At 70.3% G+C, this 13,519-nt stretch carries 13 protein-coding genes and 2 pseudogenes; 9 read left to right on the top strand and 6 right to left on the bottom strand.

From position 1 onward, the window contains the following. Positions 1 to 137, bottom strand: a pseudogene (locus AC2W7M_RS09545) (short-chain dehydrogenase); the annotation flags it as partial. A 334-nt stretch (positions 138 to 471) separates the two neighbouring features. On the opposite strand from AC2W7M_RS09545, the gene AC2W7M_RS09550 reads away from it, so the two are divergent. Then, complete coding sequence (locus AC2W7M_RS09550; RefSeq protein ID WP_486131935.1) at positions 472 to 912, top strand: dihydroneopterin aldolase; 441 nt, start codon at positions 472 to 474, stop codon at positions 910 to 912. A gap of 10 nt (positions 913 to 922) precedes the next feature. Here AC2W7M_RS09550 and AC2W7M_RS09555 read toward each other — a convergent pair whose 3' ends face one another. After that, complete coding sequence (locus tag AC2W7M_RS09555) at positions 923 to 1,378, bottom strand: DUF6790 family protein (RefSeq protein ID WP_486131937.1); 456 nt, start codon at positions 1,376 to 1,378, stop codon at positions 923 to 925. A gap of 299 nt (positions 1,379 to 1,677) precedes the next feature. On the opposite strand from AC2W7M_RS09555, the gene AC2W7M_RS09560 reads away from it, so the two are divergent. From AC2W7M_RS09560 to AC2W7M_RS09570, 3 genes are all read left to right on the top strand, one after another. Next, on the top strand, positions 1,678 to 2,139 hold the full coding sequence (locus AC2W7M_RS09560; protein WP_486131939.1) for a hypothetical protein: 462 nt from the start codon (positions 1,678 to 1,680) through the stop codon (positions 2,137 to 2,139). Next, a complete protein-coding gene (locus AC2W7M_RS09565; RefSeq protein ID WP_486131941.1) occupies positions 2,136 to 2,594 on the top strand; it encodes a hypothetical protein in 459 nt (152 codons plus the stop codon). Before AC2W7M_RS09560 ends, AC2W7M_RS09565 begins: the two co-directional genes overlap by 4 nt. A gap of 118 nt (positions 2,595 to 2,712) precedes the next feature. Next, entirely contained in the window at positions 2,713 to 3,513 is an 801-nt protein-coding gene (locus tag AC2W7M_RS09570) for a hypothetical protein (protein ID WP_486131943.1), read from the top strand. Positions 3,514 to 3,671: 158 nt separating this feature from the next. Here the strand turns inward: AC2W7M_RS09570 and AC2W7M_RS09575 are convergent, their stop codons facing one another. Continuing rightward, entirely contained in the window at positions 3,672 to 5,108 is a 1,437-nt protein-coding gene (locus tag AC2W7M_RS09575; protein WP_486131945.1) for a class II 3-deoxy-7-phosphoheptulonate synthase, read from the bottom strand. Between the two features lie 289 nt (positions 5,109 to 5,397). On the opposite strand from AC2W7M_RS09575, the gene AC2W7M_RS09580 reads away from it, so the two are divergent. The 3 genes from AC2W7M_RS09580 to AC2W7M_RS09590 all read left to right on the top strand — a co-directional run bounded on the left by AC2W7M_RS09580 (position 5,398) and on the right by AC2W7M_RS09590 (position 7,580). After that, positions 5,398 to 5,757: a DUF6152 family protein gene (locus AC2W7M_RS09580; RefSeq protein ID WP_486131947.1), complete on the top strand. Its 360-nt coding sequence runs from the start codon at positions 5,398 to 5,400 to the stop codon at positions 5,755 to 5,757. 9 nt (positions 5,758 to 5,766) lie between these two features. Beyond that, positions 5,767 to 6,237: a DUF6644 family protein gene (locus AC2W7M_RS09585; RefSeq protein ID WP_486131949.1), complete on the top strand. Its 471-nt coding sequence runs from the start codon at positions 5,767 to 5,769 to the stop codon at positions 6,235 to 6,237. 110 nt (positions 6,238 to 6,347) lie between these two features. Then, positions 6,348 to 7,580, top strand: coding sequence for a multidrug effflux MFS transporter (locus tag AC2W7M_RS09590; protein ID WP_486131951.1), 1,233 nt, complete (start codon positions 6,348 to 6,350; stop codon positions 7,578 to 7,580). Positions 7,581 to 7,607: 27 nt separating this feature from the next. Here AC2W7M_RS09590 and gor read toward each other — a convergent pair whose 3' ends face one another. The 3 genes and pseudogenes from gor to AC2W7M_RS09605 all read right to left on the bottom strand — a co-directional run bounded on the left by gor (position 7,608) and on the right by AC2W7M_RS09605 (position 11,086). After that, the gene (gor, locus tag AC2W7M_RS09595) at positions 7,608 to 8,969 is read right to left on the bottom strand and encodes a glutathione-disulfide reductase (RefSeq protein WP_486131953.1); all 1,362 of its coding nucleotides are present in this window, start codon (positions 8,967 to 8,969) and stop codon (positions 7,608 to 7,610) included. 193 nt (positions 8,970 to 9,162) lie between these two features. Then, entirely contained in the window at positions 9,163 to 9,726 is a 564-nt protein-coding gene (locus tag AC2W7M_RS09600; RefSeq protein WP_486131955.1) for a type 1 glutamine amidotransferase domain-containing protein, read from the bottom strand. Positions 9,727 to 9,796: 70 nt separating this feature from the next. Further along, positions 9,797 to 11,086: pseudogene (locus AC2W7M_RS09605) on the bottom strand (DUF2254 domain-containing protein). Positions 11,087 to 11,729: 643 nt separating this feature from the next. On the opposite strand from AC2W7M_RS09605, the gene AC2W7M_RS09610 reads away from it, so the two are divergent. Further along, positions 11,730 to 12,749, top strand: a complete 1,020-nt coding sequence (locus AC2W7M_RS09610; RefSeq protein WP_486131957.1) for an HlyD family secretion protein — start codon at positions 11,730 to 11,732, stop codon at positions 12,747 to 12,749. Beyond that, positions 12,746 to 13,519 (top strand): ATP-binding cassette domain-containing protein (locus AC2W7M_RS09615; RefSeq protein ID WP_486131959.1); only part of this gene is annotated, 774 nt, incomplete at its 3' end. The genes AC2W7M_RS09610 and AC2W7M_RS09615, both read left to right, overlap by 4 nt.

Genomic DNA, 13,519 nt, shown 5'->3' on the forward strand with positions numbered 1-13,519 from the left:
GCGGCCTCGGCCGAGCGGTTGGCGTGCAGCGCCACACCGTAGCCGTGGGCCGCAAGGTCGCGGGCGATGGCGCGGCCGATCCGGTAGGCAGCGCCGGTGACGAGCGCGGTCCTCGGGACGCTCTGGGGCTCTCGCATGGTCGCGCCTCCGCTGGCGCGCGGCCTCGTGCGGCCGCGCAGGGCCGTGTGTCACATCTCGCCCGGCAAATGAAGGGGGCGTGCGCAGGCATCGCGCGCGCTCGGCCCGCCCGCCGGCCGGGACGTGGCCCCTTCTCCCTTGGCGAGAGGGGCGCCATATGGCCGAGGCCGGCGCAGCCGGGCGGACACGCGGCGAAAAACGGGCGCTCGGAGCGACGACACTGCGCCGGCTTTATCGCCGAGCGATCCAGGGCTAGGCTTTGGCCGTATGGGCGTTGCGCGTGCAGCACGCCGCAGGGATCGGGAGACCGGCCGGGAGCCGACGGATCAGGGCATGAAGCAGGACCAGATGACCCTTTCTGCCGCTGCGGCCGCCGCGGCGCGCCCCGCCTTCGATGCGGCGGCGAGCCACCAGAAGATCATCGTCCGCGGCATGAAGACCGACATCAATGTGGGCCTCCACCCGTGGGAGACCCATCCCGAGCACCCCACCCGCGTGATCGTCGACGTGGAGATGTATGCGCGCTGCGAGCGGCTCGGCGATAGCCTGTCCGCCATCATCGACTACGACCCGATCCGGGCGCTGGTGACGCGCGACTGGCCGAAGCGCCCCCACACCCCGCTGCTGGAGACCTGGGTGGAGGAACTGGTGGCCTTCTGCTTCGCCGACCCGCGCATCGACGCCTGCCGGGTGTCGATCGTGAAGCCCTACATCTTCCCGGAGACCGAGGCGGTGGGCGTCGAGGTGTTCCGCCTGCGCCCGCCTGGCGCCTGAGCCGAACGCCTCAGAGCAGGATCGCGGCGACCAGCAGGCCGAGCACGGCCGCCATGCCGAGGTCCGAGATCATGGCGATCTGCTCCTTGGCGTTGCCGCCGCCGCGCCAAGCGTGCTGCACCCCGGCGAGCGCCAGGAACAGGCTTGCGGTCACCGCCGCCGGCACCAGGAAGGACGGGAACGGCAGCGAGAGGAGGCCGAGAAGGCCGATCGAGAGATTGCCGAAGCCCAGTTCCCGCACCAGCACGGCGGCCTTGGGGTCCGGCACGCCGAGCAGGGTCTGGGAGGTGAAGAGCGGGTCCTTCACCTGCTTCACCCCGGCGGCGAACAGGCGCGCGCCCGCGCCCCAGAACACGAACCACTTCAGCGCCAGCGCGGCGAGCGCGCCGCCCTGGAGCAGCCATTCGGCGGCGAGCGACCCGAGCGGCAGCACCACCATCAGCAGCACGATCGAGGCGAGATACATGGCGGTCTCCGGCGCGAGCGGAGCTTTTACACTTACTGCGGGCGTTGCGGCCAGGCCATAGCGGACGCGCCCCCGCCGGCGCCGGGGCAGACGGGCGGCTGCCGGCTTGACTTGGTCCGGGACGGCTCGGCAAATTATGCGCGTCCACGTGTCGGGCGCGGGCTATGCGCGATCCCGCGATGCGGTATGGCGCGATGCAGTGCGGGCGGCGGCGCGGAAATGCAAGGGCTGGAGCCGATCGAGGTCGCACGCCGCCGCGTGAAGGCGCCGCAGCGGAGGACGCCCGCGGCGGGCGTGCCATGAACGCGCTGGCAGGCGCCGCGGCCCACCCGGTGGACGTCCCGGCGCAGCCTCCGGCACCCTGCCCGTTCAATACGGCGCCTTATGCGCAGGGGTTTGCACGCATGGGCGGGGTGGAGATGAGCCCCTCGGGGCGCCTCGCCATTCTGCGCCGGCCCATCGGCGGGACGCCGTTCGAGGACGGCATCAGCCCCTTTCCCTATCTCTGGCTCGCCGGCCCGGAGGACGAGGAGAGCCTTGTCCAGGACTTCCGTCACCTGGTGACGCTGACGGTGATTGCGCAGCCGGGCTATGTGCCGGCCGTGCGCGCCGGCACGGCGCGCCTGTTCAAGCACCACTTCGCCTTCGATCCACGGCTCCCGGCGCCGCCGCTCAGCGCGCGCGCGCGCCGCCGGCTGGCCGCTGCGCGGAGGTCGCGCGGTTCGAGGAGGTCACCGGGTTCGCGGAGCGGATGGCCATGACCGGCCTCTATGCGTCTCTGGTGGAGCGCCGGGGCCTCGCGGGCGGGTTCTTCGACATGGACGCGGCCCATTTCGCGAGCATCGCGCGGCTCGACTGCGCCCGCTTCTTCCGCGTGGTGCGCGACGGCGCCACCGCCGCCATGGCTTGCGCCGTCGTCTTCGGCGGCATGCTCCAGGTGCTGCACAATTGCACCTCCCGGGAGGGGCTCGGCTGGAATGCGTCCTACCTGCTGATGCACGGCCTGCAGGCTTATGCGGCGGCGCACGACATCCGCATGCTTACGGGCGGCCTGCCGCAGGGCAGCCCGGACGGACTGCGCGCCTTCAAGTCCCGCTGGACCAACGCGTCCGAGCCGGTCTACATGCTGCGGATCGTGAACGATCCCGTGCTCTTTGCGCGGCTATCCGCCGGGCGCGCGGATGCGGACTTCTTCCCGGCCTACCGCGCCCCTTGAGGTCGGCGATGTCCCCTACGCGCCGCCCGCCGACATTCCTCATCTGGGCAGGGCTCTTCACGCACCGCAGTTCCGGCATGCGGCCCGCTTTACCGGCTGTGCCATCACCTGAACGCGCGTGGCCACGCCGCCGCCATGGCGCTCGCCCTCGCAGACCGCCGCGCCTGCGAGACCTCACGCCCGAACCGCGCGCTCCACCGGCTCGGGCTCGGGGCCCTGCTGGGCTCCCGCGGACGGCCTGCCGCCGTGCCGCTGGCGTACGCCAGCTTATTTCGGCCCGGTGGGCGATGCCATCGCCATCTATCCCGAGATCGTCGTCGGCAATCCGCTCGGGGCGCGCCGGGTGATCCGCTGGGCGCTGAACGACCCCGGTCTGCTCGGCGGCGAGACGCGCTACCCCGACGACGACCTCGTCTTCGTCTACGACCCGCTCAAGCTCGACGTGGTCAGCGCCATCATCGGCCGCCCGCTCGGGCCGGAGCGCGTGCTGTGGACGGGGCTGGTGGACCCGGCGGTGATCTATCCCGATCCGCGCGTGCCGAAGACCATGGACTGCGTCTTCACCCACAAGGGGCGCGCGCTGCGCGAGCGGTTTCCGTTGCCCGCCGGGGTCGAGGCGTGCGAGATCGAGCAGATCACGCCCGATGCCGCCGCCCTGGGCGACGTCCTCCGGCGCACGCGCACCCTCTATTCCTACGACCACTACAGCAACATTTTGCGGGAAGCGGAAATCTGCGGCTGCGAGATCCGAACGGTGGACGCGGACGGCCGCTGGCATGATCCGCACGGATGCGGCTGCGTCCCCAACATCCTGTGGTACGACGACCTGCTGGCGACCTACCGGGACAAGTTCGCGGATTCGAGCTTCATCGACCGCTTCGTCGCCGAGATCCGCAGGCACTGGCATCTGCCGGCCTGAGCATAAACAGACGGCGGCCCCGTCCGGAGCCGCCGTCTGCTGCTGTCGTGCCTGTCGTGCCGCGGCGGATCACTCCGCCGCAACCACTTTTGCACCTTTCGTGGTCCCGGCGGATCACTCCGCCGCAACCACTTTGCACCTTCTGTGGTTTTGGCGGATCACTCCGCCGCCACCACCTGCGGGCGGCCGCGGGCGAGGCGCTCGCGCTTGAGCAGCTCGGCCACCAGGAAGGCGGTCTCGATGGCCTGCTCGGCATTGAGGCGCGGGTCGCAATAGGTGTGGTAGCGGTCGCGCAGGTCCTCGTCCGAGATGGCGCGGGCGCCGCCGGTGCACTCGGTGACGTTCTTGCCCGTCATCTCCAGGTGCACGCCGCCGGCGAACGTGCCCTCGGCCGCATGGATGTCGAAGAAGGAGCGGATCTCCGACTGGATGCGCTCGAACGGGCGGGTCTTGTAGCCCGACGCCGCCTTGATGGTGTTGCCGTGCATGGGATCGCACGACCACACCACATTGCGACCCTCCTTCTCCACCGCCCGGATGAGGCCGGGCAGATGCTCGCCCACCTTGTCCGCGCCGAAGCGGCAGATCAGGGTGATGCGGCCCGCCTCGTTGTCGGGCTGGAGGATGTCGAGCAGGCGGATGAGGCCCTCGCCCGAGAGCGAGGGGCCGCACTTGATGCCGATCGGGTTGCGGATGCCGCGGAAGAACTCCACGTGCGCATGGTCCGCCTGGCGGGTGCGGTCGCCGATCCACAACAGGTGGCCGGAGGTGTCGTACCAGTCGCCGGAGGTGGAATCGACGCGCGTCATGGCCTGCTCGTAGCCGAGCAGCAGCGCCTCGTGGCTGGTGAAGAAATCCGTGGTCCGCATCTCCGGGTGGCTCTGCGGGTTGATCCCGCAGGCGCGCATGAAGTCGAGCGCCTGGGTGATGCGGTCCGCCAGCTCCTGGTAGCGCGAGGACTGGGGGCTGTCCTTCACGAAGCCCAGCATCCACTGGTGCGCGTTCTCGAGGTTGGCATAGCCGCCGGTGGCGAACGCCCGCAGCAGATTGAGGGTGGCCGCCGACTGGCGGTAGGCCTCGATCTGGCGGCGCGGATCGGGCACGCGCGCGGCTTCGGTGAAGGCGATGTCGTTGACGATGTCGCCCCGGTAGCTGGGCAGCGTCACGCCGTTCTCGGTCTCCGTATCGGAGGACCGCGGTTTGGCGAACTGGCCGGCGATGCGGCCCACCTTCACCACCGGCGAGCCGCCGGCGAACGTCATCACCACCGCCATCTGCAGGAAGACGCGGAAGAAATCGCGGATGTTGTCGGCCGAATGCTCGTCGAAGCTCTCGGCGCAGTCGCCGCCCTGGAGCAGGAACGCCTCGCCCTTGGCGACGCGCGCAAGCTCCGCCTTCAGCCGGCGGGCCTCGCCGGCGAACACCAGCGGCGGATAGGAGGCGAGCTTGGCTTCCACCTCGGCGAGCGCACCCTTGTCCGGATAATCGGGCATCTGCAGGCCGGGATAAAATCGCCAGCTATCCGGACGCCAGCCTTCGGCGCGGCGGGAAGCCTCGGCGCCAGGGACGGATGCGGATTGCGGGCGGGTCACCATGTCACTCTCCTGAAGATGAGTTCCAGCACGCCTTCGTGCCGGACCGGCCCGTGCCGCGTTCCTCTTGTGTTCGCGCCCTGGACCGGAAGGCGGGCTTATACACGAGGAACGCGCCCCCCGAAAGTGAGACCCCCACGGCAAAGTCCACGCCTGGTTGCGGCCGGCGCGCGCACGCCGTTGTGATCCGAGCGCGTGCCCCACGACGCAACGCGGAGGCCGGAGATGGCATTATGGGCACTCCCCGGGACCGCGCTTCGGCGCGGCCGGACCCACGGACAGGGATTGCTTCATGACCTTCGCCCGTCTCGTCGTCACCGCCGGCGCCCTGTTCGGAATCGTCGCCGCCGGCGACGCCCTCGCCCACCACGGATGGGGCAGCTACGACACCGAGAAGGCGTTCACCATCACCGCGCCGGTCGAGCACCTGGAATGGGCCAATCCCCATGCCCACCTGATGCTGAAGCATGACGGCACCACCTGGGAGGCGACGCTGGCGCCGCTCTCGCGCATGCAGGCGCGCGGTCTCAGCGAAGACATGCTCAAGCCCGGCGTCACCGTCAGCGTCTACGGCTATCCCTCCACCCGCACCCCGAACGAGATGCGTGCGGAACGCATCATCGTGGATGGCAAAACCGTCGAACTGCGCTGAGGCGGCGGCATGGACCTGCTCCTCGCTCTCGCCGCCTTCGCGGAAGGATCGGCGCTCGGACGGATGGCGCGCGCCAGCGTCTGGCTCTATCCGGCCGCGAACCTCGCCCATGTGCTCGGCGCCGCCTTGATGGTGGGCGCCATCGCCACCTTTGACGTCGCCGTGCTGCGGCGGATGCCGGCGGCGCGCACCGTCGTGCGGGCCGGAATCCCGGTGGCCGCGGCCGGGCTCGCTTTGCTGGTCATCTCCGGCATCGTCCTGTTTTCCGCCGAGGCCGGGCCGCTGGTGCGCAACGTGGTGTTCCTGGTGAAGCTCGGCTTCATCGCCCTCGGCATCCTGAATCTCGGCTTATTTCACCTCACCTTCTCCAGCGCCCTGCGGCGCGGAGAGATGCCGGACGGGGCGCGGACCTATGCTGCGCTTTCCCTTTCGGCATGGATCGCGACCCTTCTCCTCGGCCGCGGCATCGCCTATGTGTGAGCCGCGTTCGCGCTGCATTGCGGCATAAGCCTCCCGTGCGCCCTGCCGCGGCCGAGCGCGCCCCCTCCCCTCCGTGTCTGTTGCGGGACACGCGTCCGTCCGAGTGATCGATGCCCAAGACCGGCGCGCCCGCCCGCCCTTTGAAGCCGCCTTTTCTCGAGTTCGTCGCCCTCATCGCCTTGATGATGGGCATGACGGCCTTCTCCATCGACAACCTTCTGCCCGCCTTCGGCGCGATCCGGGCCGACTTCGCCCTCGCCGACCCGAACGACGTGCAGGCCCTGGTCTATGCCTATCTGATCGGCATCGCCGTGGCGCAGATCTTCTACGGCACGCTCTCCGACGTGGTCGGGCGGCGGCCGGCGCTGCTGGCCGGGCTTGCGGTCTATGCCGCCGGCAGCCTGCTGGCGCTCGTCACCGACAGCTTCTTCCTGCTCATCGTCGCCCGTGTGATCCAGGGGGTGGGCGCCTCGGCCGGCCGCGTGATGGCCGTCGCCATCGTGCGCGACCGCTTCGAGGGGCGCGAGATGGCCCGCATCATGTCGCTCGTGATGATGGTGTTCCTCACCGTCCCCATCGTCGCGCCCGCGCTCGGCAGCCTGATCCTGGCGTTCGGCTCATGGCATCTCATCTTCGTCGCCATGCTGGCGCTCGGCCTCATCGTCGCCGCGTGGTTCGCGCTGCGCATGCCGGAGACGCTGCATCCCGACTACCGGATGGACTTCTCCGTGCGCGCCATCTGGGCCGGCATGGTGCTGACCGTCACCAACCGCCGCGCCTTCGGCTACGCCACCGGCATGGGGCTGATGATGGGGGCGCTGATGGCCTATGTGGGCTCGGCCTCGCAGGTGTTCGACACCGACATCTACCGGCTCGGCCACCTGTTCCCGGTGGTGTTCGCGGCGGTGGCGGCGATCATGGCGGCGGCCTCGTTCCTGAACGCCTCCCTGGTGCGCAGGCTCGGCATGCGGCGGCTGTCCCATGGCGGGGTGATCGGCTTCGTGGTCGCGTCGCTCGGCATGGTGGCGGCGGCGCTGGCCTATGACGGGCGCCCGCCGCTGCTTCTGTTCTGCGCGCTGGTGGCGGCGGCGCAGTTCCTGTTCGCCCTCACGGTGCCGAACTTCAACTCCACCGCCATGGAGCCGCTCGGGGCGGTGGCCGGCACCGCCTCGTCCTTCATCGGCTTCTACACCACGCTGATGGCGGCGCTGATCGGCTTCGGCGTCGGGCGCGCCTTCGACGGCACGGTGCTGCCGATCTCGCTCGGCTATGCCGGCCTCGGCATCCTCGCCCTTCTCGCCGTGCTGTGGGCGGAGAAGGGCCGGCTGTTCCACCACGCCTGAGCGGCGGCGCCCAGCACGGCCGGCCGCTCAGGCCGACTTGGTGCGCAGCGTGACCAGTTCCTCGGCGGCGGTGGGGTGCACCGCCACGGTGCGGTCGAAGTCGGCCTTGCGGGCGCCCATGCCGATCGCCACCGCCGCGAGCTGGATCATCTCCGACGCCCCCTCGCCGACGATGTGGCAGCCCACCACACGGTCGTCGGTGGCGTCCACCACCAGCTTCATGAGCACCCGGGTGTCGCGGCCGGAGAGCGTCGCCTTCAGCGGCCGGAAGGTGGTCTTGTAGATGTCCACCTTTGGGCAGGCCATGCGCGCGCCCTCTTCCGTCAGTCCCACCGTGCCGATCTCCGGCTCGGAGAACACCGCGGAGGCGATGCCGGAATGGTCGACGCTCCAAGCCTTGCCGCCGAACACGGTATCGGCGAAGGCGTGGCCCTCGCGGATGGCGACCGGGGTCAGGTTCACCCGGTTGGTCACGTCGCCCACCGCATAGATGGACGGGACGGACGTGCGCGACGCCGCGTCCACCTCCACCGCGCCGATCTTGTCGAGCGTCACGCCCACTGCCTCGAGGCCGAGGCCCGCGGTGTTGGGGTTGCGGCCGATGGCGAGCATCACCTCGTCCACCTCCACCGTGGCGCCGTCGGAGAGTGTCACCATCTTGCCGCCGGCGATGGCCTCGATGCCGGTGAGCGTGACGCCGGAATGCAGGTGGATGCCGGCCTTGGTCATCTCTGAGGCGAGATGGGCGCGCACGTCGTCGTCGAAGCCGCGCAGGATCTGCCCGCCGCGATAGACGAGGTGGGTCTCGGCGCCGAGCGCCCGGAACAGGCCGGCGAACTCGACCGCGATATAGCCCGCCCCCTGCACCAGCACCCGCTCGGGAAAGCGCTTCAGGTGGAACGCCTCGTTGGAGGTGATGGCCAATTCGCGGCCGGGAATGTCCGGCCCCAGCGCGGGCTTGGCGCCGGTGGCGACGAGGATATAGCGGGCCGAAATCTCCTGCCCGGTGGAAGGAATGCGCACCGTGTTCGGCCCCGCCACCACGGCGCGGGCGGCGACGATCTCGACCCCGGCCTTCTCCGCATTGGTGCGGTAGATCGCCTCGAGGCGCGCGATCTCCTTGTCCTTGTTGGCGACCAGGGTCAGCCAGTCGAATTCGGCGCCGGACACCCGCCAGCCGAAGCCGGCCATGTCCTCAAGATCGTGCGCATAGCGGCCGGCATGGACGAACAGCTTCTTCGGCACGCAGCCGCGGATCACGCAGGTGCCGCCCATGCGGTATTCCTCGGCCATCATGACCTTGGCACCGTGCTGGGCGGCGATGCGCGCCGCCCTGACCCCGCCCGAGCCGCCGCCGATGACGAACAGATCCACTTGCTTCGACGACATCGGGCTCGACCTTTCGCGGCTGCCGGGAGGGGCACAAACAAGTCCCTGCGCCGCGCGGCGTCAAGCGGTCCGCACGCCGGCATGCCATCGGCCGATCCGCGATCACGCTCAGCGAGTAGAGATCAGCGGCGCGGCCTGCGCCATCGCCCGGTCCGCGGGGAGGGCGCGCGCCTGCGCCCTCCCCGCTCCGTGCTCACGCCGCGCGGCGCTGGTGCCGGCCTTCGCGGACCTCCTCGATGATCTTGCCGCAGAACGCGTCCAGGTCATCGGGCTTGCGGGAGGTGACGAGGCCGTTATCGGTCACCACCGCCGAATCTTCCCACTGCGCGCCCGCATTGACCACGTCGGTGCGGATCGAATGGTAGGAGGTCATGCGCCGGCCCTTGGCGATGCCCGCCTCCACCAGCACCCACGGGCCGTGGCACACCGCCGCGACGGTCTTGCCGGCGTCATAGAAGGCCTTCACCAGCTTTACCGCGGCGGGCTCGGCGCGCAGAAGGTCGGGGTTGATCTGGCCACCCGGCACGACGATGGCGTCGTAATCGGCCTCGCGGGCCTCAGCGAGCGGCCGGTCGACCTTCACCGGGCGGCCCCAGTCCTTCTTGTCCCAGCCCTTGATCTCGCCGCTCTCGGGCGAGACCACGTCCACCCTGGCGCCCGCCTCCTTCAGGCGGTCGCGCGGCACTTCGAGTTCCGACTGCTCGAAGCCGTGGGTGGCGAGAATGAGAATGCGCTTGCCGTCCAATGGACCGGACATGATCACCTCCTTGATCTGGGGATATGCCCAGTCAATGACGATGCGGCCGGATCGTTCCCGCCGGGGCGGCTTAGTCCTTGCCGAGCTCGCCCCATCCCGCCGCGACGGCGGCGCGCAGCCGGACGCGGTCGGCCTCGAGGGGCAGCGCATCATCCGCCCGCAGCAGCGCCAGTTCGGCCTGGCGCCCGGCGGCCGCGCGAAAGTCGGCGTCGCCCAGCTGGCCGAGGGCCGCGAGCACCTTCTGAAGCCGCAGCTGCACCTCGATCCATGGCGGCCCCGTCGCGCGCGATGAGCATGAAGGCGTCCTCGAACAGGTCATCGGAGCGCAGAGCGAGGACCCGCACGTCCGGAAAACGGATGTCGTCCTCGTCACGCGGCGCGCCGCCCTGCGCCCACAGGCTCAGCAGACGGGTGGCCCGGCCGATGACGTCGATCGCCGTGCCGTAGTCGTTGACCGCCGGCGAGAGCGCCCGGCACGCGATCTCGCTCAGCACCGCCAGTCCGAAGCGCGGATCCTGGTCGAAATTGCGCTCGCTGCCCACGGCGAAGGCCCGGCGGACAGCCTCGGTGGCCTCGGCGATTTCGTCCCCGTCCGAGAAGTGCGCATCGATGAAGGCGACGGGGGTGCGGGCGGCGATGAACGAACCGGGAAGGACCGCCACATGGATGCTGCCCCGGTTCCTCTCGGCGCAGCCTTGCAGCGCCGCCATGTCGACGTGCTGCACATAGCCGATGGCCTCGGCGAAGACCGGCACCGCCCGCGCGGGGATCGCGTCCTCAGGCCCGCCGCCCGGCCGGCCGCCCAGATAGGGCTCGGCGAGCCGCTCCTCCAGCGCCGACCGGGCCGCGCATTCCACCCGATCCGTGGTCTCGCCCACGCGGCCGAGGCGGGTCAGGTGGTCGATCCAGCGCAGCAGCGCCACGACGATGAGGACGATGACGCCGATGGTGACGACGAACAGAACAACCCGTCCGCGGTCGCCGTAGGCCCCCGTCTTCAGGACGACGATGCCGACGATGCCGAACAGGAACGAGCCGATGAAGGTGGACAGCACGTTCTGGGTTACGCGGTCCTCCATCAGCAGACGGGTGGCGCGGGGCGTGACGTTGCTGGTGGCAGAGCCATAGGCGGAGGTCATGACACTGAGGGAAAAGGTCGTGACCGCCAGCATGGAGGAGGCGATGATGTTGAGGATTCCGTCCACCGCATCGCGCCGATGGAGCCGGGCAGCTGCCACGGGATGTAGCTTTCCGCCACCGCCGCCACCATGGCTGCGGCCACGCCCATAAGGCCGATCAGGCTGGCGCGCACCCACAGGCGCCGCGCCAAGTTTCTGAAGACCCATTCCCAGCGCGACATCGATTCCGCCTTCCGTGCGCCGCCGGCGCTGTCCCGGTCAGGGTACACATCGCGGCCCCCTGACCAAACGCCCGCGCCGAAGATTGGTTCGACCGGGCCGACGCGCACGGATGCTGCGGAAAAGGCGCGGTGCCGGCCGAGCGGACCGCCGCGCCGCGCGGAACGCCTTCAAGAAATTTGATCCATGTCAAAAGAAGCGCCGGCGCCTTGCGGTAGGCACTCTGCGTGTCGCGTTCATCGGCCCAATGAAAGCCGGGTGTTGAGGTAGCTTTCGGGGGCGCTGACGCTGGCTGGTCCGCACGCAGGGACCAGCCGTTTGCGATGCCATGCACCCGAAATTTCCGGTCTAGATGCCGGTCTCGTGCGTGCGGCGCTCTCAGCGCCCTTTCTGACGGCGCATGGCCTGCCGTGCGTCGGAAGCGAGCGCCCGGCCTGCATCTCCCCCGCTGGCCGGGCGTTCTGCCTGACCTCAGCTCGGCTTGAGAGGGCCATCCGGCGGGCGATCGTGCGCGGGAACGGCCGCGCCCGCCGGCACCGTTGATCCCGATCAAGGCCGTACTGCTGCACCGCAGCTACCTCCAAGACCAAGTGGGGCAGTTACGTCGGCCTGCACGGCGTGCGAGATTATCGCTCGGCCGGAGTCGTGGCATTTGCAGAGGTGCTGTCCATGAAGCGCACGCTGGTGATCCTCGTGCTCCTGCTCGCCGTGGTCGCGGGAGGGGGCGCCGGGGCCTGGTATCTCGCCTCCCGGGCCCGCGCCTTGCCTCCGGGCTTCGCCTCCGGAAACGGCCGCATCGAGGCGACCCAGGTGGACGTCGCCACCAAGGCCGCGGGCCGGGTGGTGGACGTGCTGGCCGAGGAAGGCGACTTCGTCCAGGCGGGCCAGGTGGTCGCCCACATGGATGTGGAGGAGACCGCCGCCGCGCTGCGCACCGCCGAGGCGCAGGCGGCCCAGGCCACCCAGTCGCGCGATACCGCGACCCATGTGGTGGAGCAGAGAAAAGGCGAGCTGGACCTCGCCACCAAGGAGCTGGAGCGCCAGGAGACCCTGGTGGCCAAAGGCTTCGCCACCGAGCAGAAGGTGGACCAGTATCGCACCACCAAGCTCACCGCCGCCGCCGCGCTCGCCGCCGCCCAGTCGAGCCTCGCCGCCAGCGAGAGCGCGATCCGCGCCGCCGAGGCCGAGGTCGACCGCCTGAAGCGGCTGGTGGCGGACGGCACCCTCGTCGCGCCCAAGTCGGGCCGCGTCATCTACCGCCTCGCCGAGCCGGGCGAGGTGCTCGGCGCGGGCGGCAAGGTGCTGACCCTGGTGGACCTCTCCGACGTCTACATGACCATCTTCCTGCCGGCCTCCCAGGCCGGCACCCTCCGGATCGGCGCCGAGGCGCGGCTGATTCTGGAGCCGCTGCCGGACCGCGCCGTGCCCGCCAACGTCTCCTTCGTCTCCGCCCGCGGCCAGTTCACGCCCAAGCAGGTGGAGACCCAGAGCGAGCGCGACCGCATGATGTTCCGCGTCAAGCTCAGGGTGCCGCGGGCGCTGGTGGAGAAGTATCTGGAGCACGTGAAGACCGGCGTCACCGGCATCGGCTACGTGCGGCTCGACCCCGCCGCACAATGGCCGGCTTGGCTCGAATCCGACCTCGTGCGCGAGGCGGCGCAGTGAGCGGAACGGCAGGGGATGGCCCAGGCGGACTGGCCCAGGCCATCCGCCTTGCCGGCATCCGCCACGCTTATGGCCGCACCCTGGCCGTTGACGGCATCGACCTTCTCGTCGCCGAAGGCGCCTCTGTGGCGCTCGTCGGGCCGGACGGGGTGGGCAAGTCCACGCTGTTCGGCCTGATCGCCGGCGCCAAGCGCATCCAAGCCGGCACGGTCGAGGTGCTGGGGGCGGACTTTTCCGCCCCCGCCGCCCGCGAGGCGGTGCAGCCGCGCATCGCCTTCATGCCCCAGGGGCTGGGGCGCAACCTCTATCCCAACCTCACCGTGGCGGAGAACATCGCCTTCTTCGCCCGCCTGTTCGGCGAGGAGGCCGACGCCAAAGGCGCGCGCGTCGCGCCGCTGCTCGCGGCGACCGGCCTCGATCCGTTCGCCGACCGGCTCATGCGCAAGCTCTCGGGCGGCATGAAGCAGAAGCTCGGCCTGTGCTGCGCGCTGGTGCACGACCCGGACCTGCTGCTGCTGGACGAGCCCACCACCGGCGTCGACCCGCTCTCGCGCCGCCAGTTCTGGGACTTCGTCGAGCAGATCCGCGCCGACCGGCCGCGCCTGACCCTCCTCGTCGCCACCGCCGACATGGAGGAGGCGGCGCGCTTTCGAGCGGGTGGTGATGGGTCGACGGCGCCGCATCCTCGCCGACGGCACGCCGGCCGACCTTCTGGCGCGCACCGGGCCAGCCGAAACCTGGAGCGCGCCTTCGTCTCGCTCCTGCCGGAC

The sequence above is a fragment of the Xanthobacter sp. BG11Y11_SDJG genome, from assembly GCF_057364445.1.

What these genes read in the sequence shown, in the direction of transcription:
- gor (WP_486131953.1), bottom strand. Translation starts at nt 8,969, where the DNA reads ATGTCGTCGAAGCAAGTGGATCTGTTCGTCATCGGCGGCGGCTCGGGC.
- AC2W7M_RS09575 (WP_486131945.1), bottom strand. Translation starts at nt 5,108, where the DNA reads ATGGTGACCCGCCCGCAATCCGCATCCGTCCCTGGCGCCGAGGCTTCC.
- AC2W7M_RS09585 (WP_486131949.1), top strand. Translation starts at nt 5,767, where the DNA reads ATGGACCTGCTCCTCGCTCTCGCCGCCTTCGCGGAAGGATCGGCGCTC.
- AC2W7M_RS09590 (WP_486131951.1), top strand. Translation starts at nt 6,348, where the DNA reads ATGCCCAAGACCGGCGCGCCCGCCCGCCCTTTGAAGCCGCCTTTTCTC.
- AC2W7M_RS09565 (WP_486131941.1), top strand. Translation starts at nt 2,136, where the DNA reads ATGACCGGCCTCTATGCGTCTCTGGTGGAGCGCCGGGGCCTCGCGGGC.
- AC2W7M_RS09555 (WP_486131937.1), bottom strand. Translation starts at nt 1,378, where the DNA reads ATGTATCTCGCCTCGATCGTGCTGCTGATGGTGGTGCTGCCGCTCGGG.
- AC2W7M_RS09560 (WP_486131939.1), top strand. Translation starts at nt 1,678, where the DNA reads ATGAACGCGCTGGCAGGCGCCGCGGCCCACCCGGTGGACGTCCCGGCG.
- AC2W7M_RS09600 (WP_486131955.1), bottom strand. Translation starts at nt 9,726, where the DNA reads ATGTCCGGTCCATTGGACGGCAAGCGCATTCTCATTCTCGCCACCCAC.
- AC2W7M_RS09580 (WP_486131947.1), top strand. Translation starts at nt 5,398, where the DNA reads ATGACCTTCGCCCGTCTCGTCGTCACCGCCGGCGCCCTGTTCGGAATC.
- AC2W7M_RS09550 (WP_486131935.1), top strand. Translation starts at nt 472, where the DNA reads ATGAAGCAGGACCAGATGACCCTTTCTGCCGCTGCGGCCGCCGCGGCG.